A 25,657-nucleotide genomic window follows, 5' to 3' on the forward strand; every position below is an offset into this window, starting at 1 on the left:
GGGCGGCATGACCGTCACCGGGGCGCAGTTGCAGGACTACCTGGCCGGGCTCGACTACCCGGTCTCCCGTGAGGACCTGGTCCGCTGGGGTCAGGAGAACGGGGCCAGCACCGAGCTGTTGCAGATGTTGCGGGCGTTGCCCGTCGAACAGTTCAACGACCCCGCCGAGCTGCACGAGGCGCTGGCCACGCTCGCCTGAGATCGCGCGGGTCGCGGGCATGCAGCAGACGGAACAGGACCAGCCACTGCTCCGGCCAGACCAGCCCGACCGGCGTGGCCGGGTCGAGCCGGGCGGCCCGTAGCGCACCGTCCACCCGGCCGCGCGGGTGCGCCGTGCGCAGCGAGGCGGCGAGTGAGCCGCCGGCGCCGCCGAACCCGAGCTCGACCATCCTCCGGTACGCCGGCAGCGCCGCCGGGGGCAGCAGCGGCTCGGGGCGGCGCTCGACCCGCAGGATCCCGCCGTCGACGCCGGGCACCGGCCGGAACGCGGCACGGGGCACCCGCCCGGCCAGCCGCCAGTGGTGTTCCGGCCAGGTGAGCACGGTCAGCCTGCTCCACCGGCCGTGGTCGCCGGTGCGCTTGCGGGCGTACTCCAGCTGGGTGAGCAGCGTCGCGGCCCGCAACCCGGGGGCGGCCAGGCACCAGCGGACCACCGCGGCCGTCAGCGACCAGGGGATGTTGCCGACCACGGAGAACGGCTCGTCCGGCGGCGGTGCGGCCAGGAAGTCCTCCTGCCGGTGGCTGACCTGGGGCAGTTGGGCGGCGAGGGCGGCCAGGTCACCGGCGGCGGCCGGGTCCACCTCGTAGGCGACCAGCCGCGCGCAGCGGACGGCGAGCGGACGGGTCAGTTGACCCCGGCCCGCACCGACCTCCAGCAGCAGGTCGTCGGGGCCGGGCCGGGCGGCCCGGACCAGCCGCGCGACGGCGGCCGGATCGGTCAGGAAGTTCTGGGACAGTACGCGACGGGACCGGTCGCGTGCGGTGGTGCGGGGTCGGCGGGGCGCCACGGGAATCGTCCTGTCTGTCGCCGGTCGGCGACGGGTACGGACAGGCAGCGCGCACGGCGGGCCTGTCCGAGTGGATCGGGACTCGGACGACCCTGGAGATTCGGCGTGGGACGCGGAGGTGCGCCCGCCGACCGCGAGGTGTCAGCGGTCAGCGGCATGGCGGCGCCGGGTGCGACGCGACCGCACCGACCCCGGTCGGTGGACGGGTCGGCGACGGTGCGGAGGTCAGGTCAGGCGCGGCGGTGGGCGTCCCGGCCGGCCAGGGCCGGGCGCCGGACTCGCGGGCGGGCAACCAGGAGGAGGCCCCGCACGGCCGGCGCGGCGGCCACGTCGATCAGGGCGTGCGTGAACATGTCGGCCAGGCTAGCGGCGGGCCGGTCGCGCCGCGAGGGGTTTCCGGAACCGTCCGGGTCGTCGCCATCCACCGGTCACCTGGCTGTTCGACTCGCCGAGTCGCCACCGAGGTTGCCGGCTGCGGGCCGGCGGGCTGTCGGCGGCTCGCCCGGCCCCGGGGCCACGGAGGGTAGCGTCCGCCCCCACTCTCCACAGCGAGCGATATACCTCTGAGGCATATTTATGCCTCAGAGGTATATCGCTCAGGACTCATATGCCCTTGGACCGACGACACGCCCGGCCGGCACAGCGGCCGGGGTCAGCGACCGGCCGGACCCGGGAAGGGCTCAGATTTCGACGGTGCGGCCCTCGGCGCGGGCGACCTCGGCGGCGGACAGGATCTCCACCACCTCGCGACCGAAGCGCACGTCGCAGCGGTGGTCCCGGGTGCCGGCGTCGATCTCTTCGAGGAGCTGGTCGATCGCGGTGCCGAAGGCGGTGATGGCGTCGCCGTCGCCCGGCGGCACCGTCTCGGTGCCGTTCTCGCCGAAGAAGACGAAGTCGCGGGTCGTCGCCTCACGAGGCGCGTCCAGGGTGAGCGAGATCGCGCTGGTGGCGCCGCCGACGTGGGTGAGCAGCAGGTGGACCAGGCCGCTCGGGCCGTTCATCGCGGCCACCCGGGTGACCCGGCCGAGCACCGGCAGGATGATCGACAGCGCGTGCGGACCGATGTCCCAGAGCGCGCCGTGCTCGATTCGCCACTGCGAGTCGCCGTACGGGCTGCCGGGCTGGTAGATCGAGGCGAACATGGTCGCCCGCGCGTGCTGCCAGCCGCCGGCAGCGGCGGTCGAGGCGAGGAAGGCGGTGACGTTCGGGTGGTAACGCTGGGTGAAGAAGACCACCGAGGCCACCCCGGACTGCTGGGCGGCGGCGACCACCCGGTCGGCGTCGGCGAGGGTGAGCGCCAGCGGCTTGTCCAGCAGCAGGTGCCGGCCCGCGATGGCGGCGCGTACGGCGAGGTCCGCCTGGATGTCGGGCGGGAGCGCCACGGCGACCGCGTCGCACTCGTCCAGCAGCGCGTCGGCGTCGCCGAACGCCGGTACGCCGTGCCGGTCGGCCAGCTCGGCGGCCCGCTCCGGGTTGCGTCCCCAGACCCCGACCAGTTCGGCGCGCGGGTGCGCGTCGATCGCGGCGGCGTGCGTCTCCGCCGCCCAGTGACCGGTGCCAAACAAGCCGAACCGCAGCACGAGTACCCCCGGTGTCGTCGTCCGCCACGGCGGTGCCGTGGCGTGATCCAACCTAGTCGTCCCCGGCCGGGCACGTCCGGCCGACCTGGCCGAGTGACCGGGGCGAGGGCGATTACTACGACGGTTAGTAGGCTGTGCCGGTGACCGAGACTGGGACGGTGTGCCCGCGATGACCAGCGCAGCCTCAGCCGGCTCGCCGGTGGACGGGATCCTCGCGACGGCAACGATCGTGCTGTCGCTCGTACTCGCGCTCTGGAGCCTGGTGGCGACGCTGCGCCACCGCGCGCCGGACCGGCTCCAGTTCGTCGGCCTGGCGGTGCTGGAGGTGGCGCTGCTCGCGCTGGCGGTGGCGGCGCTGGTCGCGCTGAGCGGCGGCGAGCGGCCGGGCGAGCCCGGCGCCTTCTTCGGCTACCTGGTAACGCTGGTCTGCCTGCCGCCGCTGGCCTGGGTGCTGGCCAGGATGGAACCGACCCGCTGGGGCTCGGCGATCGTCTGCGCGATCTGCCTGGTCACCCCGGTGGTCGTGGTCCGGCTCCAGCAGACCTGGGAGGTCCTCGGTGGTTGAGACCCGCACCTCCGCGCCGGCCACGAACAAGGGTCCGGGTCGGCTGCTGATCGCGGTCTACCTGCTCTTCGCGATCGCCGCGACCTCGCGGGCCGGGCTCCAGATCGCCACGAAGTTCGACGAGGCGCCGGTGGCGTACCTGCTCTCCGCGCTGGCCGCGGTGATCTACATCGTCGCCGCCGTCGGGCTGGCCCGCGCCGGTCACGCCGGCCGCCGGGTCGCGCTCGCCTGCTGCTCGGTGGAGCTGGCCGGGGTCGTCGGGGTGGGCCTGCTGAGCCTGGTCGACAAGGAACTCTTCCCGGACGAGACGGTCTGGTCCGGATTCGGCAGCGGCTACGGCTACATCCCGCTCGTCCTGCCCATCCTCGGCCTCCTCTGGCTCTACCGCACCCGCCACACCCCCACCTGACCCCGCGCGACCCCCGGCCTGCGGCCGCACTTTCGGAGAAAGCGTGGCCTTGGAAGCCGAAATGGCCACTCTTTCTCGGAAAGAGTGGCCATTTGGTGGTGCGGGGGGGGTAGGGGTCAGTCCTTGGGGCCGCCGGCTACGTAGATGACCTGGCCGGAGACGAAGGACGCGCCCTCGCTGGCGAGGAACGAGATGGTGTGGGCGACGTCCTCCGGGCGGCCGCAGCGGCGGACCGGGATCTCCGCGGCGGCGTGCTGCTGCAACGCCTCGAAGTCGACCTTCATCCGGGCGGCGGTCGCGGCGGTCATGTCGGTGACGATGAAGCCCGGCGCGACCGCGTTGACCGTCACGCCGAACGGGCCCAGCTCGATGGCGAGCGTCTTGGTGAAGCCCTGGAGGCCGGCCTTCGCCGCCGAGTAGTTCGCCTGGCCCCGGTTGCCCAGCGCGGAGGTGCTGGAGAGGTTGACGATCCGGCCCCACTTCCGGTCGACCATGTGCTTCTGGGCGGCCTGGCTGAACAGGAACGCGCCGCGCAGGTGCACGCCCAGCACCGTGTCCCAGTCGGCGTCGGTCATCTTGAACAGCAGGTTGTCGCGAAGCACGCCGGCGTTGTTGACCAGGACGGTCGGCCCGCCCAGCTCGGCGGCGATCCGCTCGACGGCCGCCTCGACCTGGGCCCGGTCGGACACGTCGGCGCCGACCCCGAGTGCCCGGCCGCCGTCGGCGGCGATCGCGTCCACGGTCTCCTTCGTCGCCGACTCGTCGATGTCGACCACGGCGACGGCCATGCCGTCGGCGGCCAGCCGGCGGGCGGTGGCCGCGCCGATGCCGCGCGCGGCTCCGGTCACGATGGCGACGCGGGGCTCCTCCGACATGATTACCTCCCGGTAACTTGTGGGTCGATCGAAGGAGCTTAACCCAGGGGTACGCCCACCCGGACCGGCCCGCAACGGCGGTCCGCGCCCCCGGACGCGGGCCGGCTCCTGAGCACATCGGACACCGCCGGGCCCGGCCGGAGGTCGGTCGGGAGGGTCAGACGGCCTCGCCCCGGCAGAGCCGGATCCAGCGGTAGCCGTAGCCGGCCAGCTTGAGGTTGTCCAGCTTGCCCACCTCGCCGTACCCGCGGTCGGAGAGGACGTCATTCGGCAGGTCCGCCTCGGGCGCGAGCACGCTCAGGTCGACCTCGACGTCCTCGGTGCCCAGGTTGTGCAGGAAGACCATCGTCCCGGTCGGACCGTCAGCGCGGTGCGCCAGCACCCCGGCCGGCATCGGCACGTCGATGTGCGTCGTCGCACCCGAGCCGATCTCGGGGGCCTCGCGCAGCGTACGGATCATCCGCTCGAACCAGGCCAGCAGCGACTTCGGGTCACGGCGCTGGGCGGTCACGTTGACCTTCTCGTAGCTGAACTCACCCTTGTCGATCACCGGCCGGACCAGCTTCTCCGGGTCGGCGGTGGAGAACCCGGCGTTCGGCTTGAACGACCACTGCATCGGGGTGCGGATGGCCTCCCGGCCGGGCAGCGACAGGTCCTCACCCATCCCGATCTCCTCGCCATAGCGCAGCACCGGCGTGCCGCGCAGCGAGAACTGGAGGGCGTACGCCAACTCGATGCGGCGGCGGTCGTTGCCGAGCATCGGGGCCAGCCGGCGCCGGATGCCCCGGTCGTAGATCCGCATGTCCTCGTCCGGGCCGAACTCGGCGTACACCTGGTTGCGCTGCTCGGCGGTGAGCCGGGAGAGGTCGATCTCGTCGTGGTTGCGCAGGAAGGTGGCCCACTGGCCGCCGGCGGGCAGCGCCGGGGTGTCCCGCAGCGCCTCGATCACCGGCTCCGGGTCCTGCCGGGCCAGGGCCAGCATGAGCCGGCCGTTGAGCATGAAGTCGAAGAGCATGTGGATCCGGTTGCCGGAGCCGCCGCTGTCGCCGAAGAACGTGGGCAGCTGGTCCGGCTCGACGTTCGCCTCGGCCAGCAGGACCGCGTCGCCGCGCCGCCACTGCACGTGCTGGCGCAGCTCGGTGAGGAACTCGAAGTCCTTGGGCGAGTTGGGGTTGCCCGGCTCGGTCAGCTCGATGATGAACGGCACCGCGTCCATCCGGAAACCGGAGACGCCGAGCTGGAGCCAGAACGACATCACCTTCTTGATCTCCGCGCGGACCTCCGGGTTGGCGAAGTTGAGGTCCGGCTGGAACGTGTAGAACCGGTGGTAGTACCACGCCTTGGCGGTGCGGTCGTAGCTCCAGGTCTCGTTCTGCTCGCCGGGGAAGACCATGCCCTGGTGCCGGTCGTCCGGCTCGGTGTCGGACCAGACGTACCAGTCCCGGTACGGCGAGTCGGGCGAGGAGCGGGCGGACTGGAACCAGGGGTGCTCGTCGGAGGTGTGGTTGACCACCAGGTCGATGATCACCCGGATGCCCCGGTTCTGCGCCTGGTGCAGCAGCTCCGCGAAGTCGCCGAGGGTGCCGAAGCGGGGGTCCACGTTGTAGAAGTCGGTGGCGTCGTAGCCGTCGTCCTTGTTGGGCGACGGGTGGATCGGGTGCAACCACAGGCAGGTCACCCCGAGCCGGGCCAGGTAGTCCAGCCGGCCGATCAGCCCTCGGATGTCACCGACCCCGTCGCCGTCGGAGTCCGCGTACGTGTCGATGTCGAGGCAGTAGACGACGGCCTCGGAGTACCACCTGTCACCCATGCCGACCTTATGTCTCCGATCGGCCGTCCCGGCAAACGCGAGGCCGTCGCCGCCGGCCCTCGGATCGGCGCCGTCCGGACGGGTACGGTGCCGGCATGGGCGAGGACGAGACGCTGCGGGACGTCGACTGGGCCGACGGTCGCTGGCTGCGCGAGCCGGTGCGGGTCGAGCGGACCGACGCGGGTGACCTGCTGGTGGAGCCGGGCGCGGAGAGTGACTTCTGGCGGCACACCGGCTACGGGTTCGTGCACGACGACGGGCCCGCCCTGCTCGCCCCGCTGCCCGGCGGCAGCGCCGTCGAGGTGAGCTTCCGGCTGGACTACGGCGAGCAGTTCGACCAGGCCGGGGTGCTGGTCCGGGTGGACGAGCGGAACTGGGTCAAGGCCGGGGTGGAGGTCAGCGACGGCGAGCCGCAGCTCGGCGCGGTGGTCACCCGGGAGGTCTCCGACTGGTCGGTCGCGCCGGTGCCGGAGTGGGCCGGGCGGGAGGTCACCGTCCGGGTCAGCCGGGACGGCGACGCGCTCACCGTCCGGGCCCGGGTGGACGACGAGCCGTGGCGGCTGGTCCGGCTCGCCCCGCTCGCCCCGGAGGCGGCGGCGTCCGCCGGTCCGTTCTGCTGCTCGCCGACCCGGTCCGGGCTGACCGTCCGATTCACCGGCTGGCGCCAGGGCCCGGCCGACCGCCAACTGCACCCCTCGACCTGACCTGCCCGGCCCCCAGCAGACCCACGATTTGCGGCGTGTCGCGGTGTCGCGGGTGCCGGACACCCCCACACGCCGCAAACGGGGCGGGCCGGCGGGCAGGTCGGCGGGCGGACCGGGCCTGAGCGGATGGTCAGTGGGGCGGGTCACCGGCAGGTGTGGGGGTCGGATGCGCGGGTACGACTCTCCGATCCCGGCAGCTCTCGGAAGGACGCCCATGGCTCTAGCCCAGAACGTCGACCCGAACCAGTTCACCGGGCTGACCGGCTGGGTGGCGAGCGTCATCGACTCGCTGGGCGCGGTCGGGGTCGCGCTGCTGGTGGCCCTGGAGAGCATCATCCCGCCGATCCCCAGCGAGGTCGTGCTGGCGATGGCCGGCTACCTCGCCAGTGCGGGCCGTTTCCACCCGGTGGTGATCGTGCTCGCCGCGACGGTGGGCTCGCTGCTCGGCGCGCTGGTGCTCTACTGGCTCGGCGCGGCGCTCGGCGAGGAACGGCTCAAGCGCTGGCTGGACCACCTCCCGCTGGTGGACTCCGACGACCTGGAGAAGGCCGACCGCTGGTTCGAGCGGTACGGCCGGTGGGCGGTGCTGATCGGCCGGGTGGTGCCGGTGGTCCGCAGCCTGGTGTCGGTCCCGGCCGGGGCGAACCGGATGCCGCTGGGTGAGTTCGTCCTGTTGACCACGCTGGGCAGCGGGGTGTGGAACACGCTGATCGTGGGGCTGGGCTACGCGCTCGGGTCGCGCTGGGAGGACGTCGACCGGTACAGCAGTTGGTTCAACTACGCGATCTTCGCCGTCTTCACCGTCATGATCGCGAGCTGGGTGGTGAAGAAGGTCCGCAAGCGGCGGGCGCGGCGCGACCGGCAGTCGGTGACCGCCGGTCGCTGACCGCGACGCCGTCGCTCAGTACTTCGCGGTGATCGAGGTGAACTCCCAGGTGTTCTGGGCGATGCCGGAGCAGTTGGAGACCACTCCCCCGCCCGGGCAGGGGCGGTCCCGGTTGACCGACCAGAAGGTGAAGCGGGACAGGCCGCGGGCCTTGGCCCAGTCCCGGATCTGCGTCCAGGTGGCCGGAGAGGTCCGAGACGCGCAGCCGGGTGATGAAGACGCCGACGATCGCGACGAGGACACCGATGGTGGAGATGATCAGCGGGAAGACCAGGCCGTCCTCGCCGAACGCGGCGCGACCCAGGATCAGCGCCGCGACCAGGGTCACCGCGTACGACTCGAACAGGTCGGCGGCCATGCCGGCGCAGTCGCCGACGTTGTCGCCCACGTTGTCCGCGATGGTGGCCGCGTTGCGCGGGTCGTCCTCGGGGATCCCCTGCTCGACCTTGCCGACCAGGTCGGCGCCGACGTCGGCGGCCTTGGTGAAGATGCCGCCGCCGACCCGCATGAACATGGCCAGCAGGGCGGCGCCGAAGCCGAAGCCCTCCAGCACCGTCGGCGCGTCGCCCTTGAAGAGCAGGACGACCATCGCGGCGCCGAAGAGGCCGAGCCCGACGGTGAGGAAGCCGACCACACCGCCGGTGCGGAAGGCGATCTTCATGGCGGCCTCGCGCCCGCCCTGCGCCTCGCGGGCCGCCGCGGCGACCCGCAGGTTGGCGCGGGTGGCCAGCCACATGCCGGCGCCACCGATGGACGCGCTGAACAGGGCACCGACCACGAAGAACGCCGACCGGCCGAGCTTCACCGCCAGCTCGCTGCCGTCGGTGTCGTGCACCGGGAGCAGGAAGAGGAGCACGACGGCGACGACGACGAAGATCGCCAGCGTCCTGAACTGCCGGAGCAGGTAGGCGGAGGCGCCCTCCTGTACCGCTCCGGAGATCTCCTGCATGTTGGTGGTGCCCTTACCGGCTGCCAGCACGGCCTTGGTCAAGGCGGCGGCGAAGACGAGTGCCACCAGCGCGATCACCGCGGCGATGACGACGTACGTCAGGTTTCCTCCGGAAAGGGACAGCGCGCCGCCTTCGGCGGCCAAGGTCCCGGACATCTATGTCCTCCTGTACCGAACACTGTCGCGCCGGCCAGCGGACGCACTGACCCGACGCCTGGATGCGGTTGCGCAGGCGCGCCAACCCACCCCACCGGACCAGCGATGAACGCACATACCCGCTGGTTGCGGGAAGGAGCACTTGCTGACAACCCCGGTACTGTAGCCCCGCGCAGTGTTGGAGGTCACATCCGGGGGACACCGTGTCCGGATGATCTTCGTAACTGTGTTATGAGGAAAAATCTGATATAGGAGGCCATCAGCACGTCGAGGCCGCGACCCCGAAGGGTCGCGGCCTCGTAGACGCAGAGTGCGCAGGTCAGCGGCCGACCGGCCACACCATCCGGACCTCGGTGCCGACGCCCTCGTCGACCGGACGAACCTGGAGGTCCTCCACGAAACCGGCAAGCAGGGCGAAGCCGACGCCGGTGGTCAGCGCCTCGTCGGTCAGCGCCTCGTTGGCCAGGTCGTCGGCGTTCAACGCGGCCAGCCCGATGCCGGCCTCGATCGGCGCCCGGTCCACCACCCGCACCGAGTACGCCCCGGAGTCGGACATCTCCACCAGCACCGGGTCGGGCAGCCCGTACTGCCGGTGCAACGCGACCGCGCGGGTGCACGCCTCACCGATGGCCAGCCGCACCTCGTCGAGCAGGTTCTCGCGCACCCCGGCCCGGCGGGCCACCGCGACGCCGACCAGACGGGCGGTGCGCACGTGCACCGGAGCCGGCGAGAAGGAGAGTCGGACCGTCGCCATCACGCGCCGGCGCCGGTGGGGTCCGCCGCGATCGCCGCCTCGACCGTGGGGTGCAGCGGGAACACCTGGTCCAGGGCGGTGATCCGGAAGATCTTGAGCAGCGGCTCCTTGTCGCAGACCAGGGCGAAGGAGCCACCGGCCGAGCGGAGCCGCTTGAGGGCGCCGACCAGCACGCCGAGACCGGTCGAGTCGAGGAAGTCCACCCGGCCGAGGTCCACGACCACCCGCCGGGAGCCACCGTCGATCAGCTCGAGAAGCCGTTCGCGCAGGCGGGGGGCGGTATAGACGTCCACCTCACCGCCGACCTCGAGCACCGTGTGCTCCCCCACGGTGCGGGTCGCCAGCGACAGCTCCATCAGTCCCTCCTCCGAGAGCCGTAAACTCTCCTGGGCATCTAACCATCCCCGCCACGACGGCCTCTGGTCACCGGCGGAGGCTTCCTCTTACCCACGCCCGGAGTTGTTCACCTCCGAACACCAGTGCGAGAGTGCAGGACGTGAATCCCGCAGCCACCGTATCCGCAGGTCCCGGCCCCGGGCGACCGCCGACGGCGGCGCCGGGCGACCTGCTGCGCCGGCTGCGCGCCCGGCACGGCGACGATCCGGTCACCCACGTCGAGCGGGTCCCGGCCCGACCCGGCGAGCCGGCCCCCTGGCCGCAGTGGGCTCCCGAGGACCTGCGGGCGGCGTTCGCCCGACGCGGCGTGGTCGCGCCCTGGCGGCACCAGGCCGAGGCCGCCGAGCTGGCGTACGCGGGGCAGCACGTGGTGGTGGCCACCGGCACGGCGTCCGGCAAGTCGCTGGCCTACCAGCTGCCCGCGCTGGCCAACCTGCTCGCCGACCCCAGGGCCACCGTGCTCTACCTGGCCCCGACCAAGGCGCTCGCCGCCGACCAGCTCCGCGCCGTCGCCGGCCTGGAACTCGACGGGGTACGCCCCGCCACCTACGACGGGGACACCCCGCGCGCCGAGCGGGAGTGGATCCGCCGGCACTCCCGCTTCGTCCTGACCAACCCGGACATGCTGCACCACGGCATCCTCCCCGGGCACGCGCACTGGTCGGGCTTCCTGCGCCGGCTGGCGTACGTGGTGATCGACGAGTGCCACACCTACCGGGGCGTGTTCGGCTCGCACGTCGCGCACGTGCTGCGCCGCCTGCGCCGCCAGTGCGCGAAGTACGGCCGTACCCCCGTCTTCGTGCTGGCCTCGGCGACGTCGGGCGACCCGGCGACGGCGGCCGGGCGGCTCACCGGCCTGCCGGTGGCGGCCGTCACCGAGGACACCTCGCCGCGCGGCGGGGTGACCTTCGCGCTCTGGGAGCCGCCGCTGCTCCCCGATTCCTCGGGAGAGGTCGCGGACCTCGCGCCGGTCCGCCGGTCGGCGCTGCGGGAGACCGCGGACCTGCTCGCCGACACCGTCGCCGAGGGGGTACGCACGCTGGCCTTCGTCCGCTCCCGCAAGGGCGCCGAGGTGGTGGCGGCGAACGCGCGGCGAGCGCTCGACGAGGCGGTGCCCGGGCTCGGCGACCGGGTGGCCGCCTACCGGGCCGGCTACCTGCGCGAGGAGCGGCGCGAACTGGAACGCGCCCTGCTCCACGGCGACCTGCTCGGCCTCGCCTCCACCAACGCGCTGGAACTCGGCGTCGACCTGGTCGGCCTGGACGCGGTGCTGATCTGCGGCTGGCCGGGCACCCGGGCGTCGCTCTGGCAGCAGGCCGGCCGGGCCGGCCGCTCCGGCGACGAGGCGCTGGCGGTGCTGGTGGCCCGGGACGACCCGCTCGACACCTATCTGGTGCACCACCCGGAGGCGCTGTTCGGGCGGCCGGTCGAGGCCACCGTGCTCGACCCGGCCAACCCGTACGTGCTCGCCCCGCAGCTCGCCTGCGCGGCGGCGGAGGCCCCGCTCACCCCGGCCGACCTGGACCTCTTCGGCGAGGGGGCGAAGGAGGCCGTGGAGGAACTGGTCGTGGCGGGGGCGCTGCGGCAGCGGCCGACCGGCTGGTACTGGCGACACCGGGAGCGGCCCGAGGTGGACCTGCGCGGCGAGGGCGGCGCGCCGGTCTGCGTGGTGGAGGCCTCGACCGGGCGGCTGCTCGGCACCGTCGACGGCGGCTCCTCGCACTTCCTCATCCACCCCGGCGCGGTCTACCTGCACCAGGGCGTCTCGTACGTGGTCGACTCGCTGGACCTGGCCGACGGGTGCGCGCTGGTGCACGCCGAGGAGCCGGACTGGTCCACCCACGCCCGCGACGTCACCTCGCTGTCGGTGGTGTCGGTGCGCTCCTACGTGGATGCCGGGCCGGTCGGGCTCTTCCTCGGCGAGGTGGACGTGACCAGCCAGGTGGTGTCGTACCAGCGGCGGCGGATCGCCTCCGGGGAAGTGATTGACACCCGACCGCTGGACCTGCCGGCCCGGGAACTGCGTACCGTCGCGGTCTGGTTCACCCTCTCCCCGCAGTCGCTGGCTCTCGCCGGGGTGGAGGCGGCCGACGTCCCGGGGGCGCTGCACGCCGCCGAGCACGCCGCCATCGGACTGCTGCCCCTGATGGCCACCTGCGACCGATGGGACATCGGCGGGCTCTCCACCGCCGTGCACCCGGACACCGAGGCCCCGACCGTCTTCGTCTACGACGGCCACCCGGGCGGGGCGGGCTTCGCCGAGCGGGCGTACGGGACGGCGGCGGCCTGGCTGGGCGCCACCCGGGACGCGATCGCCGAGTGCGGCTGCGAGGCGGGCTGCCCGTCCTGCGTGCAGTCGCCGAAGTGCGGCAACGGCAACAACCCGCTCTCCAAGCCGGACGCCGTCCGGGTGCTCGACGTGGTGCTCGCCAACCTGCCCCGCGACGCCGAGCCGGCGCTGGCCCTGCCCGATGGCCTCGTTCCGGCCGCGTCGGGTGCGCCTGTGGCGGCGGACCTGCCGGCCGCCTCGGCCGCTCACGCCTCGGCCGCACCGCTCCTGCCGCGCCAGGACGACCGGGCCGGCGCGGACGCCGACGTCGCTCCCCCGAGCTGAGGCCTTCCGCTTTCCGGGATGCACGCATGACCCGCACGACAGGTGGGCATTGATGTATGGGAGCGCTTCCATGGGTGGCTGCCCCATCCTCCGGCGGCGCTCAGCACACCAGCCGACCCGTCGTTTCCGCACCGGAGGAGGAGCCGTGGCCGATACCATCGCCGAGACCGTCGACCTGCTCTATACGATCGACCAGGAGAAACTCACCCCCGACCAGCAGATCGCCCTCGGCGCCGCGCTGGCCAGCCTGGCGCAGGCGGAACGCCTCGAACAGATCAACGAGCGGCTGCGCGGGATCCACCAGGTGCTCAACGCCTGGGCGCTGAAGGCGACGGTCGAGGGCGGACGCTGAGCCGCTGGTTGTGCGAGACTCCGGCGCACACTTCGGAGGAGACCTCAATGCAGCTCGACAACTTGCAGACGCAGCACCAGTTCCACGTCCGGCAGCGGATCCGGATGATGGTCAACCAGTACGAGGTCCGCGCCGTGGCCCCGGACGGCACCGAGGGAGAGCTGCTGGCTTTCGCGCAGCAGAAGCGGCTCGCCTTCAAGGAGCAGGTCACGATCTACACCGACGACTCGAAGCAGCAGCCCCTGCTCGGCTTCAAGGCGCGGCAGCGGCTCGACCTCGGCGCCACGTACGACGTGACCGACGCGGCCGGCAACTCGGTCGGGCTGTTCCGCAAGGACTTCGCCCAGTCGCTGCTGCGCTCGACCTGGCACGTCGAGCAGCCCGGCCTGCCGCAGATCACCGGTCAGGAGCGGAGCATGCCGGTGGCGCTGCTGCGCCGGTTCGTGGACTCGCTCTCCTGGCTGCCGTACCACTTCGACTTCGTCGCCGAGGGCCAGCCGGTCTTCACTGTGGTCAAGAAGTGGGGCCTGCGCGACAAGTACGTCGTCGAGGTGCAGAACCCGCAGGTGGACCGCCGCCTGGTGATCGCGATGGCGATCGGGCTGGACGCGCTCCAGGGCCGCTGACCAGTTGACCGGCCGGGGCGCGTCCTGCGGGCGCGCGCCCGGCCGGCTTGCCGCCACACGGCCGGGCTCGGTCAGTCCCGGCTTGGGCCGGCGCGGGAGGTGGCCGTGGCCACCCGGTGGAAGCCGGGAAGCGGGGTGACCGGCACCTCCACGTTCACCAGCACGTCGAGGCCGTCCAACTGGCAACCGGCCAGGATTACGCCGTTGGCCCGGGCGAACTCGGCCGCCGCCGCGCACGCCACCCCGTCACCGTCCAGCGCTCGCCCCGCCCCGGCGAGCGCCGCGAAGTCGGCACCGACCCGGGCCTGGTGCCGAGCCGTCCGGGCGGTGCCGATCGCCGCGCCGAAGACCCCGACCAGGACGAACACCAGGCCGACGACGAGCAGGCACACCGTCGCCCCACCCCGGTCGGACGCACCGGGTCGCCTCGGGGGCACGGCTGCGCCGCCGGGAAGCCCGGACCGCCCCCGCGTCACCACAGGGCCGGATCGCGCGGGCGTCACGGGTGCGCCGCCGGGGAGCCCGGCTCGACGGCGGCGACCGTGGTGGCCGCCACGGTGATCCGGGGCAGGCGGGCGCCGAGCGTCCGGACCGGCGCCCGCACCGTCACGGTGACCCGGTCGCCATCCACCGTCACCGAGACGTCCGCTCCCGGTGGCGCGATCCGCACCCCGGCCGCCGCGCCGCTCTCGCCCCGGGAGGCGGCGAGTGCCGCCTCCCGGGCCGCGTCCAGGCAGGCGGCCTTCGTGGTGACCGCGTCGACCGCGGTGAGACCGGCGAGCAGGAGCAGGAGCAGCGCCGGCAGGCCGGCCGCCAACTCGGCGGTGAACGAACCCCGGTCACGGCCGGCCGGCCGGCGCCGGCTCACTTCAGCGCCCGGTCGATGACCGCGGTCAGGGCGGACTGCACGTTGCCGGACGTGAGCACCTTGAGCAGGATGCCCGCGAAGGCGACCGCGGCGAGCGTGCCGACGGCGTACTCGGCGGTGTTCATCCCGGCGTCCCCCCGGAGCCGGGCGAGGAGTTTGCGCACTGGTGTGTCCCTTCTCGATGGTTCTCAGAGCACGTCGCCGAGGACGGCGACGATCACCGGCACCAGGCCGGCGAGAATGAAGGCCGGCAGGAAGCAGAGCCCCAGTGGCAGCACGATGAGCACCCCTGCCCGCCGGGCCGACGCCTCGGCGGCGATGGACCGGTCCGCCCGCAGGTCGTCGGCGACCCGGGTCAGCGCCCCGGCGAGCGCGGCTCCACTGCGCGAGGTACGCAACGCGGCGGCGACCAGCCGGTCGGCCCCCGGTACCGCGCCGAGGTGCGCCCAGGCCTCGTCGGGTGCGCCGCCGAGCAGCAGCGTCCGGCCGATCCGGTGGAGCCGCTCGGCCAGCGGCCCGCCGAGGGCGTCGGCGACCTCGAGTACCGAGCGGTCGACCGGTGCGCCGGCGCGTAACGTCGCCGCGAGCAGGTCGGCGGCCAGCGGAAGGTCGGCGGCCTCGCGCAGCCGGCGGTCCCGGGCGGCCGGGGACTCGATCCGCCGGAGCAGCCGGTCCGCCACCAGGGCGGCCACCGCCCCGACGAGGCAACCCGACACCCCGCCGAGCAGGACGGCCACCGCCACTCCGGCCAGCCCGGCACCGAGCCGTACGCCGTCCGGCCACCACGGCGGGCGCCGGTCTGCCGCCGGCCGGACCTGGGGACCCAGTCCCCGCAACCGTCGGGAGGGGCGGACGCCCGGCGCCCGGAGCGCCACCACCAGGGCCGCCGCGACGACGAGAGCGCTGGCTGTCCACTCCTGCCGGTTCATCGGGCGCTCCCGTCCGGCGTTCCGCCCAACCGCTCCGCCCAGAACAGACCACCGATCTGCAACCCCATGGCGGTCACCGCACTGACCGCCCCGACCGGGGTGTGCAGCAGCACCGCCACCGGATCGGCGCCGATGCCGTAGCCCAGGCCGATCCCGCCGAGCGGCAGGGCAGCGAGCAGCAGCGCGGTCGCCCGGGCGCCGGCGGCCTGGGCCGAGGCGGCGGCCAGCCCCCGGTCCAGTGCCCGGGCGTCGGCTTCGACGCGTTCGAGGAGTTCGGCCAACGGCGCACCGGTCCGGTCGGCGAGCCGCACCGCGGCCCGGGTCAGGTTCCCGAGGCGGTCACCGTCGTCGTCCGGCGTCGGGACGGGCAGGCCAGCCCGCAGGTCGGCGGCGAGTCCGCAGAGCTGGTCCAACCTGCGGCGGCGTTCCCCGACCGCGTGCCGCGCCGCCCGCCGCCGGAGCACGGCCCGGGCGCCCAGCACGCCGTACCCGCCGAGAAGGACCCCGGCGACCGGCCCGGCGGCGAGCGCGCCGAGCGCCGCCGCCACGAGCCCGACCAGGAGCAACGTCCGGCGTGGGCGACCCACCAGCGGCGCGAGGAGCCTGCTGAACCGCTGCACGGCCTGCACCCGCATCGGCGGCCGGCCAGTGGTCAACGCGCCCGACCACCGACCGGCGGTGTCGGCGGTCCGGACGCCGTCCGAACCGGCGGCTCGATGGAGGCGGCGGATCTCGCCAGCGCCGAGCCGCAGCGGCTCCACCGGTCGGCGGGAGTCGCGCCGACCGGGCGGCCGGAACGACGGCGGCCTGGTCAGGGCTCCCGCCGGACGGGCGAGCCGGCCGCCGGCCATGGGAGCAGGCGTCGGGCCTGCGACGGCCACCGCCACGGTGCACGGGCGGTCGGGAGCCGGCGTGGGCCGGCTCGATCTCGTCCCGACGGACCGGCGCGGGCCGGGCGGTACGACCGCGGCCGGGGCGGTGCCAACCAGTGGCGGTCTCTCCGGCACTTCGGTGGCGGGCCCGGACGCGAGAAGGGCGGCCGGGGCGGCGACAACCGGTGGCGGTGTCTCCGACACTCCGGTGGCGGGCCCGGAAGCGAGGAAGGCGGCCGGGGCGGTGCGGAACGACTCGCCGTCGTGCGGTGTGAGTGCGGGTTGACCGGGTGCGCCAGCACCGAGCAGGGCGCGGCGTCGCCGGCGGCTGCTGCGAACCGGCCAGCCCACCACCGCCGCCGCGCCCACCAGCAGCGCCGCCACCAGCCAGATCGGAAGACTCATGCCGGCCCCGCCGATGCCGGCCACGGCTCGCAGAGGATCGGTGGCACCGGCACGCCGCGGTCCCGCAACAGCGTGCCGAGGGCCCGACCGGCCAGTCCCAGCCCCCGTCCACGTACCCAGGCGGGCACGACGGTGACCAGGCGGTCGGGCCCCTCCGGCAGCAGGAGGCAGATCGACTCCAGCACCCGGCCGCGCGGGCCGCGGCGTACCTGGAGCACCACCTGGAGCGCGGCGGTCACCTGGGCGTGCAGCGCGGCCCTGGGCAGCCCGCCGAGCAGTCCGAGCGCCTCCAACCGGGCCGGCACGTCGGCCGGGGTGTTCGCGTGCAGCGTCCCGGCACCGCCGTCGTGGCCGGTGTTGAGAGCGCCGAGCAGGTCGACCACCTCCCCGCCCCGGCACTCCCCGACCACCAGCCGGTCGGGGCGCATCCGCAGTGCCTGCCGGACCAGCTCGCTGAGCCCGACCGCGCCGGCCCCCTCCACGTTGGCCGTACGGGCCTGGAGCCCCACCACGTGCGGGTGCACCGGGTGCAGCTCCGCGGCGTCCTCCACCAGCACGATCCGCTCGGTCGAGGGCACCAGCCCGAGCAGCGTGTTCAGCAGGGTGGTCTTGCCCGAGCCGGTGCCGCCGGTGACCAGGTACGCCAGCCGGGCGGCGACCACGGCCGCCAGCACCGGTGCGACCGGTCGTGGGACGGTGCCCTGGCGTACCAGGTCGTCGAGGGTGAACGGCCGCTGCCGGAAGGTACGCAGGGACAGGTAGGGGCCGTCGGTCGCCACCGGAGGCAGCACGGCGTGCAACCGGGTGCCGTCGGGCAGCCGCGCGTCCGCGTACGGGGAGCCGTCGTCGAGCCGGCGGCCGGCGGCCGCGGTGAGCCGCTGCGCCAACCGCCGTACGTCGTCGAGAGAGCCGAGCGGCACCGCCACCTGCCGCAGGCCCTCGCCCCTGTCCACCCAGACCCTGGTCCCGTTGACCAGCACGTCGGTGACCTGCGGATCGGCGAGCAGCGGGACGAGCGGCCCGGCGCCGACCAAATCATCGTGGACCCGGTCGGCCATCCGCAGCACGGCGGTGTCACCGAGGACGGCGGCGGTGGGTTCGGCCCGTACGGCGGAGACGATCGCGGCCGGGGTGACCGGGGTGGCACTGCCGGCCATCCGCTGCCGTACCCGGGCCGACAGGTCGTCGGGGTGGCCGGTCATGCCGCACCCGGCACGGGCAGGCCGGTCAGCTCGGTGACGATCCGCCGGCAGAGCGCGGCGAGCGGGCCCCGCCCGGCCCCGGCCGGCGCCTCGCCGCGTTCCAGTCCCCGGCACAGCGCCGGCTCCGGCCGCAGCGTGCCGGCGAGCGGCAGGCCGAGGGCCCGCGCCACCTCAGCCGCCTTCAACCGGCCGGGTGCCGGCCCGCGCACGATCACGCCGAGCGCGGCACAGTGCGGGGCGGCCGCGGCGACCACCCGGGCCGCCGCCGCGGTCGCCCGCAGCTCGGCCGGCACCACCAGGTACGCCTGGTCGGCCGACTGCAACGCGACCACCGCCGCATCGTCGAGCTGGCGGGGCACGTCGACCACCACGAAGTCCCGGCCACGGCGGGCGGCGTCGACCGTGGCGGCCATCGCCTGGGCGGGCAGGGCCAGCAGGTCTCCCCGGTCCCAGGAGAGCACCACCAGGTCACCCCGGCTGGGCAGGGCGCGGACCAACGCCGGCGCGTCCACCCGGCCGTCGGCGTCGGTGAGCGCCGGCCAGCGGAGGCCGTCCAGCTCCTCCCAGCCGAGGACGAGGTCGAGGCCGCCGCCGAGCGGGTCGGCGTCCACCAGCAGGGTGCGCAGGCGGGCCCGGGCGGCGGTGACCGCGAGAGCGCCGGCGAACACGCTGGCCCCCGCGCCGCCTCGCCCGCCGAGCACCGCGACGGTCCGCGCCGGCCCGCCGAACGGGCGGTCGGACCCGCACTCGGTGAACCGGTCGACCAGCCAGGGCTCGGCCGCCGGGAGGGTGGCCACGTGCTCCGCGCCGAGCAGCTCGGCGACGTCCCATGCCGGGTCGAGCACCCCGGTGCGGCCGACCAGGACCGTGCGGGGCCGCCGGGGCAGCCGCGCCCGCAGGCACGCCTGCGCCTGATCCCGGCCGACCAGCACCAGCGGTGCCGGCAGCCACCGGGCGCGGGCGGCGGCGGGATCGGCGGCCAGCTCGACCTCCGTACCGCCTGCGGCGGCGAGCCGGAGCAGTTCGTCGAGGAGGTCACCGTCCGAGGTCACCAGGAGCGGCAGCCGCCGGTGCGGCGGCAGTGAGGTACGGGGTGGCATCGCGGCCTCCAGCAGTCCGGCTCGGGGGTGCTGGCCCAGACCCTGCTCCCCGCACCACCCCGCCCGCCGGCCTCGCACCGCCGCCTGTGGACAACCGCAGGCCCTGTGGACAACCCCCTGGACCGCCGGTCGATCTGCTAAGGGTTCAGTCGGCTTCGTCGACCATGGATGTTCGGCTGCACCCTGACTGGCCGCAAGCAGCGCCGCACAGCGGGCACGTGTCAAACCAACGCGGCGGCGTGGCATACACCTGGCCGAACGGCCGTCCATCGCCTCAGCGTCGCCGAACAAGCAAAGTTCCACACAAAGTCGGACAGGTCCGATTAGGTGCGCGTGCCGAAAGATCACCTCTTGACGGTTGCCGATCCGCCTGTCGCTCTCTCTTTGATCGTAATGATCAGCATTGACGGGGGAAGAGGCGACTGTGGCGAAGGCAATTCTGGTAAGGCCGAAGTCGGCGTCGCGTGACAAGAGCTTTTCCCGCTCACGGTTTGTTGGTGTTCTGATGGCAACAACCGCTCTCGCCTCCGGCTGCAGTTCCGAGCCCAGCCCTATTAACCGCTTCCGCGAAGACGTCCGGAACGTCCGCGGACATAGCGCTGTGGCGCTGCCGAAGGAACTACCTCCGGCCCTGATCGACGCTTGGGTCCAGTCCAACGAGGCCACGACGAGTGTGAGCTTCTACAGCGAGAATGCTCCCGTTGTGACGGTTTGTGTTGGGACCTCAGACAACTGCCTGAAGATGTCAAACGATGTCGAGATACGGACTGTCCAGGCGGGCTCGCAGCAGGTGGTGGTGTCCCTGGGACGGCGGGAGGAACCATCACCTCCGCCCGTTCTGAACAGCGAGCTTGACGCCTTTTGGTCTAGCGTTTCCCTAACGACTGACATCCCGGAGTGGCTGGCCTCTAAGTGATTCGGGGGCGCTCCAGCCCTTTCCAGCCCATGTCTCTCGAGTGACTTGCATCCCGGCGGACGGCCGGGCGCAACCTCGAGTAGTAGCACCAGGCTAGCGTGAGGCGAGCAAACGATTCAACGTCACTTCACCTCGCCAGCGCCTTCCAGCAGCCACGCGGAGGGCGGGCCGGAGCGTGGTTGGATCTCTCGCTTGCAAGTTCTGGGCGCTCCATCCGGGCCGGTTCAGGCGTGTTCCTGACCTCGGCTGGTGGTCCGCCGCCGTCCGGCTCGACCCCTCTCCCGTCTGGCCTTGTTGCTGTCACCATTGGTGTCGACAAATGCTCTCGCCGCTCCACCCACACCCCGGACGACTACGCCGCGCGCATCTTGGGGCCTTCACGCTGCCTGCTGACGATTTGCTGGCTCTAACGACCGAGCCGCCGGCGAGAGCATGGGAGACACCCTGTGATCTGCTCCGGAGCACTTGCCCGGAATAGGGACGACCCCCGTCGGGGGATGCGGATTCAAGCTGTCGGCTGGTGCCAGCTGGCGGCGTCCCGCATCGACGAGCAGGTGTCGGACCTCAAAGCTTGACGTTCGCGGCCGACCCGCATCGAGGTTCGCGCTGCCTTCTCGCTGCCTCGCTGACGCCCGACACACCGTGCGACGCCTCGGAGCTCGCGATGTGTCGCAATCTCCACATCCGCTGTAGCGGTACCTCCTGAGAGTGGTCCTCTTTTCAATCTCACACCCGGTGGGGCATGTACCTCTACCTTGCGTAGGGACCGTAGGCAGGGTGGGAGGTCGTGTGGAGGAGTACCTGGCCCTTGAGGACCATGGGCTCATCGGCGATCTGCAGACCGCCGCGTTGGTCGCTCGCGATGGCACGGTCGACTGGTTCTGCGCTCCGCGTTTCGACTCCCCCAGCATCTTCGCGGGCTTGCTCGACCGTCAACGTGGCGGGTACCTCCGTATTTCGCCCGACGGCGTCGACTATCTGAGCAAGCAGCTGTATCTGCCCGGCACGCCTATTCTGATCACCCGATTCATCAGCGCGGACGGCGTCGGCGAGATCATCGACTTCATGCCGGTCACCGGCGAGCAGGTCACCGATCAGCACCGGCTCGTGCGGATGGTCAACATGGTTCGGGGCAGCATGCGGTTCCGCATCGAATGTCGGCCCCGTTTCAACTACGGCCGCGACCGCCACGATCTGGAGCTGCAATCCGATGGCGTTGCCTTCCACAGCTCCTCGATGACACTCACCGTCAATCCGGTCCGCCCAGTCGGGCGGCTGGTACACGAGGCCGACGTCCACGCCAGCGGCGGGGACCTGCTCATGTTCGCCACGTTCCGCCAGGGCGACACCGGCGGAATGGTGGTGGAGACCGCCTCCACCCACGACCCCCGCGTCATTCCCGCTGACGAGGTCCAGGCGATGTTCGAGCAGACCCGCGACTACTGGCGCCGCTGGCTCGACCGATCCCGCTACACCGGACGGTGGCGGGAGATGGTCGAACGCTCCGCGATCACCCTCAAACTCATGACCTACGCACCCACCGGTGCCATGATCGCCGCCCCGACCGCCGCACTACCGGAACAGGTCGGCGGCACCCGGAACTGGGACTACCGCTACACCTGGATCCGCGACACCTCATTCTCCGTCCACGCTCTTCTGGGGCTCGGCTTCACCGAGGAGGCGACCCGGTACGTGGACTGGCTCGACGAGCGCGTCCGCGAAGCCGGCGACAGCGGCAACCCGCTGAAAATCATGTACCGCATCGACGGCTCGTCGGATCTGCACGAAGAGGTGCTCGACCACTTCGAGGGCTACCGCGGCTCCGGTCCGGTGCGGATCGGCAACGGCGCGGCCGACCAGCTGCAGCTCGACATCCACGGCGAGGCGCTGTACGCGATGCACCTGGCCGACGAACAAGGCATCCGCGCCTCACACCAGGTCTGGCGCAGCACCGTCAAACTCGTCGACTGGCTCTGCGACAACTGGGACCAGCCCGACGCGGGCATCTGGGAAAGCCGAAGCCACCCCCGCAACTACACCTACGGCCGGCTGATGTCCTGGGTCGCCCTCGACCGCGCCATCCGCCTCGCCGCACGCCACGGCCGCCCCGGCGACACGCGCCGTTGGGCCCAGCAGCGAGACACCATCTACCACCAGATCATGGAACGCGGCTACCACGCCGGCCGCCGCTCCTTCGTCCAGAGCTACGGCGAGGCGGTTCTCGACGCCGCGCTACTCACCATGCCGTCCGTCGGCTTCGTGACATCCACCGACCCCATGTGGCAGTCCACCCTCCGCGCCATCGACGACGAACTCGTCTCCGACAGCCTCGTCTACCGATACGACCCCGCCGCCTCCCCCGACGGGCTACCCGGCGACGAAGGCACCTTCAACATGTGCACCTTCTGGTACGTGGAAGCCCTCGCCTACGCCGGACGCCTCGACGAAGCCCGCCTCGCCTTCGAGAAGATGCTCACCTTCAGCAGCCACCTGGGTCTCTACGCCGAAGAGATCGCCCCGAGCGGCGAGCAGACCGGCAACTTCCCCCAGGCGTTCAGCCACCTTGCCCTCATCAACACCGCAGTCGCCCTCGACGAACTCCTCGACGGCCAGAGAAAGTGAGCCCGGCGTATCCACCGGTCAGCGACGGGGTACGTGGGCGCAGTTCTTTGGCTGGTAATCGCCGGCGACTCGGAAGTCTCCGCAGGTGAGAAAACGATCGTTGAACCGGCCGACGAAGAAGCCGGTGAGTGTCACAGCGGTGACAACAGCTACGACAGCGATCTTGCTTCGGCGGTCGGGCAGGGTGAAGTAGTTCGGTGCGAGCAACCGCGCAACGACCCAGGCAATGATCGGCACCACCGCTACGGTGGCGACGAGCAGGATACGGTCCACGACACGTGAAGCGGCACCTGACTCACTGGCCGGAAGGACAAGCCGCACCAGGGTGAGCAGGAGCGGAGGCGCGAACAGGGCCAGCAGCCAGGGGTGGATCTGCATCCGAGAGCGCATGATCAGCCCGCCCAGCAGCACGACCAGCGACACGACGAGCAGTTGCTGTCGAAATTGGTAGAGGAGCGTGTGGTACGCGCCGAAGGCGAAAGCGACGTGCCAGGCGTACAGGGATGCACCGATGGTGATGGCGAAGAAGCCGCCGAGCCTTCCCCGGCTCGGGCCTGTCTGGTCGAAACCCTTCAACAGGTCGTCTTCTGCCAGCCGACGTCGCTTCGACTCTGCCACGCCGTTTGCTTCCCGCACGGGAGCCATCAAAACGGGGTCTATCGCCGTCCACGGACGTCTGGGCCGCTGCTCGCGTCTTCGGTCGCCCAGCTGGTCATCCAACCCAAGTGTCAGACGTTGAAGCGGAACTTAGAGCGGCAAACTCGTGACCAGGGGCAGCGGCCATTGGCACCTGCTCACAGGGCATGTGAGGCTGTCGCGATTCCACGCTGTGCGCGCGCGTTTGACGACATTTCACGGTGTCTTGTGCCCCCACTGTGCCCCGCGTCCTGCTGCCCACGTTCGCCGCAAGACAAGCAGGCAACCTAGTCCGGGACGGTGTCGCGTGGCGCGTGCCGCTTGGTTGTGGTCTTGCGTCCGGGCCAGTACAACGAGGGTGGGTGCCTCTCGGGGTCCGTGACCTTGTACCGCGCGTCACCGCTGCTCGGCTTGCCCGGGTCGTCGGCTGGCGGGATGGCCCGCGCAACCACCCACGGACCGCAACGCGCCGACGGGTTTGCAGCCATCTCGGAGCCCGAGCGCCCCCGCCGGAGGCGCAGTAACCGCACCCCGCGACCGCCGGCAGCTCGCCGGTGCGGCCGGCGTGCGTTCCCCTACGCCGCGCGGGCTCGTGGCCGCGCGGCCCGGCCGGCTGCCGGCCCACCCCCACCCGGTCAACGATCCTGTCGTTCTGCGGCGGCCCTCCGGGCTTCCCGCTTTCCGCGCCAGCCGACGGGCGTCCGGCGTGACGGCCGCAGAGCGACAGCGGCAGCGGCCGGCGCGCGCCCAGGCGGCGGCGCGTGCGGCCCGTTGCGGGCCGCCTTGAAGACGTACAGAAACTCTGAACAACCTTGCCGGCAGCCAGCCGGATCGTACGTCTGTTCGACTAGATTGTTGCCCGGTGGAGGTACGGGGGCGCTGGTGGAACGGGTCGTGGGGTCGCATGGCCCCGGCGGGACATCTGGCTGCTCTCCGACGGTCGGCTCTGGCGAGTGCGAGGCCGCCTCGGCGGTGACGGAGGGCAGGAAGTCTCGTACGACTTCCCGGACGAACCCTCTGCCCGCTCGATGGTCGAACGGATGATGAAGACCTCGGCCGGCACCTTCCGCGCCTGCTGGCGCGACCCTGCTGGTGGGCAGAAGTCCAGGAGCTTCCGCACGAAGCGGGAGGCCAATGCCTTCCTAGCCGAGGTGGAAGGCAGCCTGAACCGGGGCACTTACGTCAATCCGCACGCCGGCCGTACCCGCTTCGGCGACTTCACTCAGCAGTGGCTCGCCACACGGGCCGTCGAGGCCCGTACCACCGAGCGGACCGTCTCGATGCTTCGCACACACGTCCTGCCGAAGTGGGGTGACTGGCCGCTCGGGAAGGTCGACTTCATGTCGGTGCAGGAGTGGGTGACCGGTCTCGGCCGGGAGCTTGCCCCTACCACGGTGGCTAAGTGCTACCAACTGCTGTCGATGATCCTCCGGACGGCAGTTCAGGCCCGACTGATCGCCACCAACCCCGCCGAAGGGGTGAAGCTGCCCCGTGACCGGTCCCGCGACGTCAAGCCGGTCACGATCAGCCGGGAGGACTTCTTCGGCCGGTTGCTACCCGCCGTCCCACCTCGACACCGGGGCATCGTCTCCGCCGCCGCCGGGGCGGGGCTCCGCTGGGGTGAATGCGCCGGACTGACGTGGTCCTCGGTCGACCTCCACCGGGCATCGCTGCGCGTGGTCCAGGTGGCCGAGGAGACCCACGGCGGAATCGTCCTGCGCCCGTACCCGAAGAGTCGCGCCGGGGTCCGAACCGTGCCGCTGCCCGGCTTCCTCCTGGCCGTGCTCCGCGAGCTGCACGCCGCCGCCGACGATCCGGCCCCGCGCGCGCTCGTCTTTCGCGACCGGGCCGGTCGCCCACTGCGGCGGTCGAACTTCCGCCGCCGGGTCTGGCTGCCGTCGCTGGTTCGGACCGGGCTGCTCGGCCAGGTTCTCAGCGCTGGCCCACACCGGTACCGTGCGAGCTGGCCGGACCGGGAGGGCATCGAGTGGTCGGCGGAGTTCACGACTGAGCGGGAGGCCGTTGCCTGTGTGGCGTCCAAGGCGGCTGGCGGGATGCGGTTCCACGACCTGCGGCACGCCTACGCCACTTGGCTGGTCACTGACGGGGTGCCGATCAACCTGGTGCAGCGGGTCATGGGCCACGAGCAGGCGTCCACGACGCTCAACCGGTACACGCACACCCCGGACGACTACGCGGCCCGAGTCCTGGAGGCGTCCGACGGTTCTGCTGCCTTTCTGCTGCCTCCGGCCGGGGAAACGCCCTCTGAGAGCGCCTTGGATGAGGGCGAGGAGGGTCTGTGAGCTGGGGTGGAGCGCTTAGCCGGAATAGGGACGACCCCCGTCGGGGGGAGACGGGGGTCGTCGGGAGGTTCGGCTCCGGGGGGGTTGAGCCGAACCACTCAGCGGTCACGGGGGGTGCAAC

25 protein-coding genes and 1 pseudogene are annotated in these 25,657 nt (G+C 72.3%); 10 read left to right on the top strand and 16 right to left on the bottom strand.

Annotated elements, in window-relative coordinates:
* The first annotated feature begins 7 nt into the window (after positions 1 to 7).
* Positions 8 to 199: a DUF2795 domain-containing protein gene (locus ACTMTB_RS05710; RefSeq protein WP_210778133.1), complete on the top strand. Its 192-nt coding sequence runs from the start codon at positions 8 to 10 to the stop codon at positions 197 to 199.
* Here ACTMTB_RS05710 and erm read toward each other — a convergent pair.
* From erm to ACTMTB_RS05725, 3 genes are all read right to left on the bottom strand, one after another.
* A complete protein-coding gene (erm, locus tag ACTMTB_RS05715; RefSeq protein ID WP_441142981.1) occupies positions 153 to 1,007 on the bottom strand; it encodes an ErmE/ErmH/ErmO/ErmR family 23S rRNA (adenine(2058)-N(6))-methyltransferase in 855 nt (284 codons plus the stop codon). The genes ACTMTB_RS05710 and erm overlap by 47 nt on opposite strands.
* Before the next feature lie 230 nt (positions 1,008 to 1,237).
* Complete coding sequence (locus ACTMTB_RS05720) at positions 1,238 to 1,360, bottom strand: hypothetical protein (protein WP_255540576.1); 123 nt, start codon at positions 1,358 to 1,360, stop codon at positions 1,238 to 1,240.
* Between the two features lie 327 nt (positions 1,361 to 1,687).
* Positions 1,688 to 2,587, bottom strand: a complete 900-nt coding sequence (locus ACTMTB_RS05725; protein WP_441143996.1) for a Gfo/Idh/MocA family protein — start codon at positions 2,585 to 2,587, stop codon at positions 1,688 to 1,690.
* A gap of 169 nt (positions 2,588 to 2,756) precedes the next feature.
* Here ACTMTB_RS05725 and ACTMTB_RS05730 point away from each other — a divergent pair, with 169 nt between their 5' ends.
* Complete coding sequence (locus ACTMTB_RS05730; protein WP_441142984.1) at positions 2,757 to 3,152, top strand: hypothetical protein; 396 nt, start codon at positions 2,757 to 2,759, stop codon at positions 3,150 to 3,152.
* Positions 3,145 to 3,561, top strand: a complete 417-nt coding sequence (locus ACTMTB_RS05735) for a hypothetical protein (RefSeq protein WP_441142986.1) — start codon at positions 3,145 to 3,147, stop codon at positions 3,559 to 3,561. The genes ACTMTB_RS05730 and ACTMTB_RS05735 overlap by 8 nt, the downstream gene beginning before the upstream one ends.
* 116 nt (positions 3,562 to 3,677) lie before the next feature.
* On the opposite strand, the gene fabG is transcribed toward ACTMTB_RS05735, so the two are convergent.
* Together fabG and ACTMTB_RS05745 are read right to left on the bottom strand one after the other, a co-directional pair.
* The gene (fabG, locus tag ACTMTB_RS05740; RefSeq protein WP_154942235.1) at positions 3,678 to 4,436 is read right to left on the bottom strand and encodes a 3-oxoacyl-ACP reductase FabG; all 759 of its coding nucleotides are present in this window, start codon (positions 4,434 to 4,436) and stop codon (positions 3,678 to 3,680) included.
* A 157-nt stretch (positions 4,437 to 4,593) separates the two neighbouring features.
* Positions 4,594 to 6,246 (bottom strand): alpha-amylase family protein, encoded by a 1,653-nt coding sequence (locus ACTMTB_RS05745; protein WP_441142988.1) that lies wholly within the window; start codon positions 6,244 to 6,246, stop codon positions 4,594 to 4,596.
* 95 nt (positions 6,247 to 6,341) lie between these two features.
* On the opposite strand from ACTMTB_RS05745, the gene ACTMTB_RS05750 reads away from it, so the two are divergent.
* Together ACTMTB_RS05750 and ACTMTB_RS05755 are read left to right on the top strand one after the other, a co-directional pair.
* Positions 6,342 to 6,950, top strand: coding sequence for a DUF1349 domain-containing protein (locus tag ACTMTB_RS05750; protein WP_441142990.1), 609 nt, complete (start codon positions 6,342 to 6,344; stop codon positions 6,948 to 6,950).
* Between the two features lie 214 nt (positions 6,951 to 7,164).
* Positions 7,165 to 7,836: a DedA family protein gene (locus ACTMTB_RS05755; RefSeq protein ID WP_441142992.1), complete on the top strand. Its 672-nt coding sequence runs from the start codon at positions 7,165 to 7,167 to the stop codon at positions 7,834 to 7,836.
* A 181-nt stretch (positions 7,837 to 8,017) separates the two neighbouring features.
* Here the strand turns inward: ACTMTB_RS05755 and ACTMTB_RS05760 are convergent.
* From ACTMTB_RS05760 to ACTMTB_RS05770, 3 genes and pseudogenes are all read right to left on the bottom strand, one after another.
* A pseudogene (locus ACTMTB_RS05760) lies at positions 8,018 to 8,941 on the bottom strand (sodium/proton-translocating pyrophosphatase); the annotation flags it as partial.
* 319 nt (positions 8,942 to 9,260) lie between these two features.
* Positions 9,261 to 9,698, bottom strand: a complete 438-nt coding sequence (locus ACTMTB_RS05765; RefSeq protein ID WP_441142994.1) for an ATP-binding protein — start codon at positions 9,696 to 9,698, stop codon at positions 9,261 to 9,263.
* Entirely contained in the window at positions 9,695 to 10,051 is a 357-nt protein-coding gene (locus ACTMTB_RS05770; protein WP_088959229.1) for an STAS domain-containing protein, read from the bottom strand. Before ACTMTB_RS05770 ends, ACTMTB_RS05765 begins: the two co-directional genes overlap by 4 nt.
* Positions 10,052 to 10,191: 140 nt before the next feature.
* Between ACTMTB_RS05770 and ACTMTB_RS05775 the strand changes: the two genes are divergently transcribed.
* The 3 genes from ACTMTB_RS05775 to ACTMTB_RS05785 all read left to right on the top strand — a co-directional run bounded on the left by ACTMTB_RS05775 (position 10,192) and on the right by ACTMTB_RS05785 (position 13,683).
* A complete protein-coding gene (locus tag ACTMTB_RS05775) occupies positions 10,192 to 12,705 on the top strand; it encodes a DEAD/DEAH box helicase (RefSeq protein ID WP_441142996.1) in 2,514 nt (837 codons plus the stop codon).
* A 145-nt stretch (positions 12,706 to 12,850) separates the two neighbouring features.
* Positions 12,851 to 13,057 carry a hypothetical protein gene (locus ACTMTB_RS05780; protein WP_357995582.1) on the top strand — a complete coding sequence of 69 codons (207 nt, stop codon included), beginning with the start codon at positions 12,851 to 12,853 and terminating at the stop codon, positions 13,055 to 13,057.
* Positions 13,058 to 13,104: 47 nt separating this feature from the next.
* A complete protein-coding gene (locus ACTMTB_RS05785; protein ID WP_441143000.1) occupies positions 13,105 to 13,683 on the top strand; it encodes a hypothetical protein in 579 nt (192 codons plus the stop codon).
* Between the two features lie 71 nt (positions 13,684 to 13,754).
* On the opposite strand, the gene ACTMTB_RS05790 is transcribed toward ACTMTB_RS05785, so the two are convergent.
* From ACTMTB_RS05790 to ssd, 7 genes are all read right to left on the bottom strand, one after another.
* Entirely contained in the window at positions 13,755 to 14,075 is a 321-nt protein-coding gene (locus ACTMTB_RS05790) for an Rv3654c family TadE-like protein (RefSeq protein WP_441143002.1), read from the bottom strand.
* A gap of 107 nt (positions 14,076 to 14,182) precedes the next feature.
* A complete protein-coding gene (locus ACTMTB_RS05795; RefSeq protein ID WP_441143004.1) occupies positions 14,183 to 14,551 on the bottom strand; it encodes a TadE family type IV pilus minor pilin in 369 nt (122 codons plus the stop codon).
* A complete protein-coding gene (locus ACTMTB_RS05800; protein WP_208418639.1) occupies positions 14,548 to 14,676 on the bottom strand; it encodes a DUF4244 domain-containing protein in 129 nt (42 codons plus the stop codon). Before ACTMTB_RS05800 ends, ACTMTB_RS05795 begins: the two co-directional genes overlap by 4 nt.
* Positions 14,677 to 14,739: 63 nt before the next feature.
* Positions 14,740 to 15,480 (bottom strand): type II secretion system F family protein, encoded by a 741-nt coding sequence (locus tag ACTMTB_RS05805; RefSeq protein WP_441143006.1) that lies wholly within the window; start codon positions 15,478 to 15,480, stop codon positions 14,740 to 14,742.
* A complete protein-coding gene (locus ACTMTB_RS05810) occupies positions 15,477 to 16,757 on the bottom strand; it encodes a hypothetical protein (protein ID WP_441143008.1) in 1,281 nt (426 codons plus the stop codon). Before ACTMTB_RS05810 ends, ACTMTB_RS05805 begins: the two co-directional genes overlap by 4 nt.
* Complete coding sequence (locus ACTMTB_RS05815; protein ID WP_441143010.1) at positions 16,754 to 17,959, bottom strand: TadA family conjugal transfer-associated ATPase; 1,206 nt, start codon at positions 17,957 to 17,959, stop codon at positions 16,754 to 16,756. The genes ACTMTB_RS05810 and ACTMTB_RS05815 overlap by 4 nt, the downstream gene beginning before the upstream one ends.
* Positions 17,956 to 19,011, bottom strand: a complete 1,056-nt coding sequence (gene ssd / locus ACTMTB_RS05820; RefSeq protein ID WP_441143998.1) for a septum site-determining protein Ssd — start codon at positions 19,009 to 19,011, stop codon at positions 17,956 to 17,958. The genes ACTMTB_RS05815 and ssd overlap by 4 nt, the downstream gene beginning before the upstream one ends.
* A gap of 1,753 nt (positions 19,012 to 20,764) precedes the next feature.
* On the opposite strand from ssd, the gene ACTMTB_RS05825 reads away from it, so the two are divergent.
* Positions 20,765 to 22,597 (top strand): glycoside hydrolase family 15 protein, encoded by a 1,833-nt coding sequence (locus ACTMTB_RS05825; RefSeq protein ID WP_441143012.1) that lies wholly within the window; start codon positions 20,765 to 20,767, stop codon positions 22,595 to 22,597.
* An 18-nt stretch (positions 22,598 to 22,615) separates the two neighbouring features.
* On the opposite strand, the gene ACTMTB_RS05830 is transcribed toward ACTMTB_RS05825, so the two are convergent.
* Positions 22,616 to 23,215, bottom strand: coding sequence for a hypothetical protein (locus ACTMTB_RS05830; RefSeq protein ID WP_441143014.1), 600 nt, complete (start codon positions 23,213 to 23,215; stop codon positions 22,616 to 22,618).
* A gap of 1,058 nt (positions 23,216 to 24,273) precedes the next feature.
* On the opposite strand from ACTMTB_RS05830, the gene ACTMTB_RS05835 reads away from it, so the two are divergent.
* A complete protein-coding gene (locus tag ACTMTB_RS05835) occupies positions 24,274 to 25,536 on the top strand; it encodes a tyrosine-type recombinase/integrase (protein WP_441143016.1) in 1,263 nt (420 codons plus the stop codon).
* Positions 25,537 to 25,657 lie beyond the last annotated feature (121 nt).

Origin of the sequence: Micromonospora sp. L32, from assembly GCF_052068055.1 — a bacterium.
GTDB lineage: Bacteria > Actinomycetota > Actinomycetes > Mycobacteriales > Micromonosporaceae > Micromonospora > Micromonospora purpureochromogenes.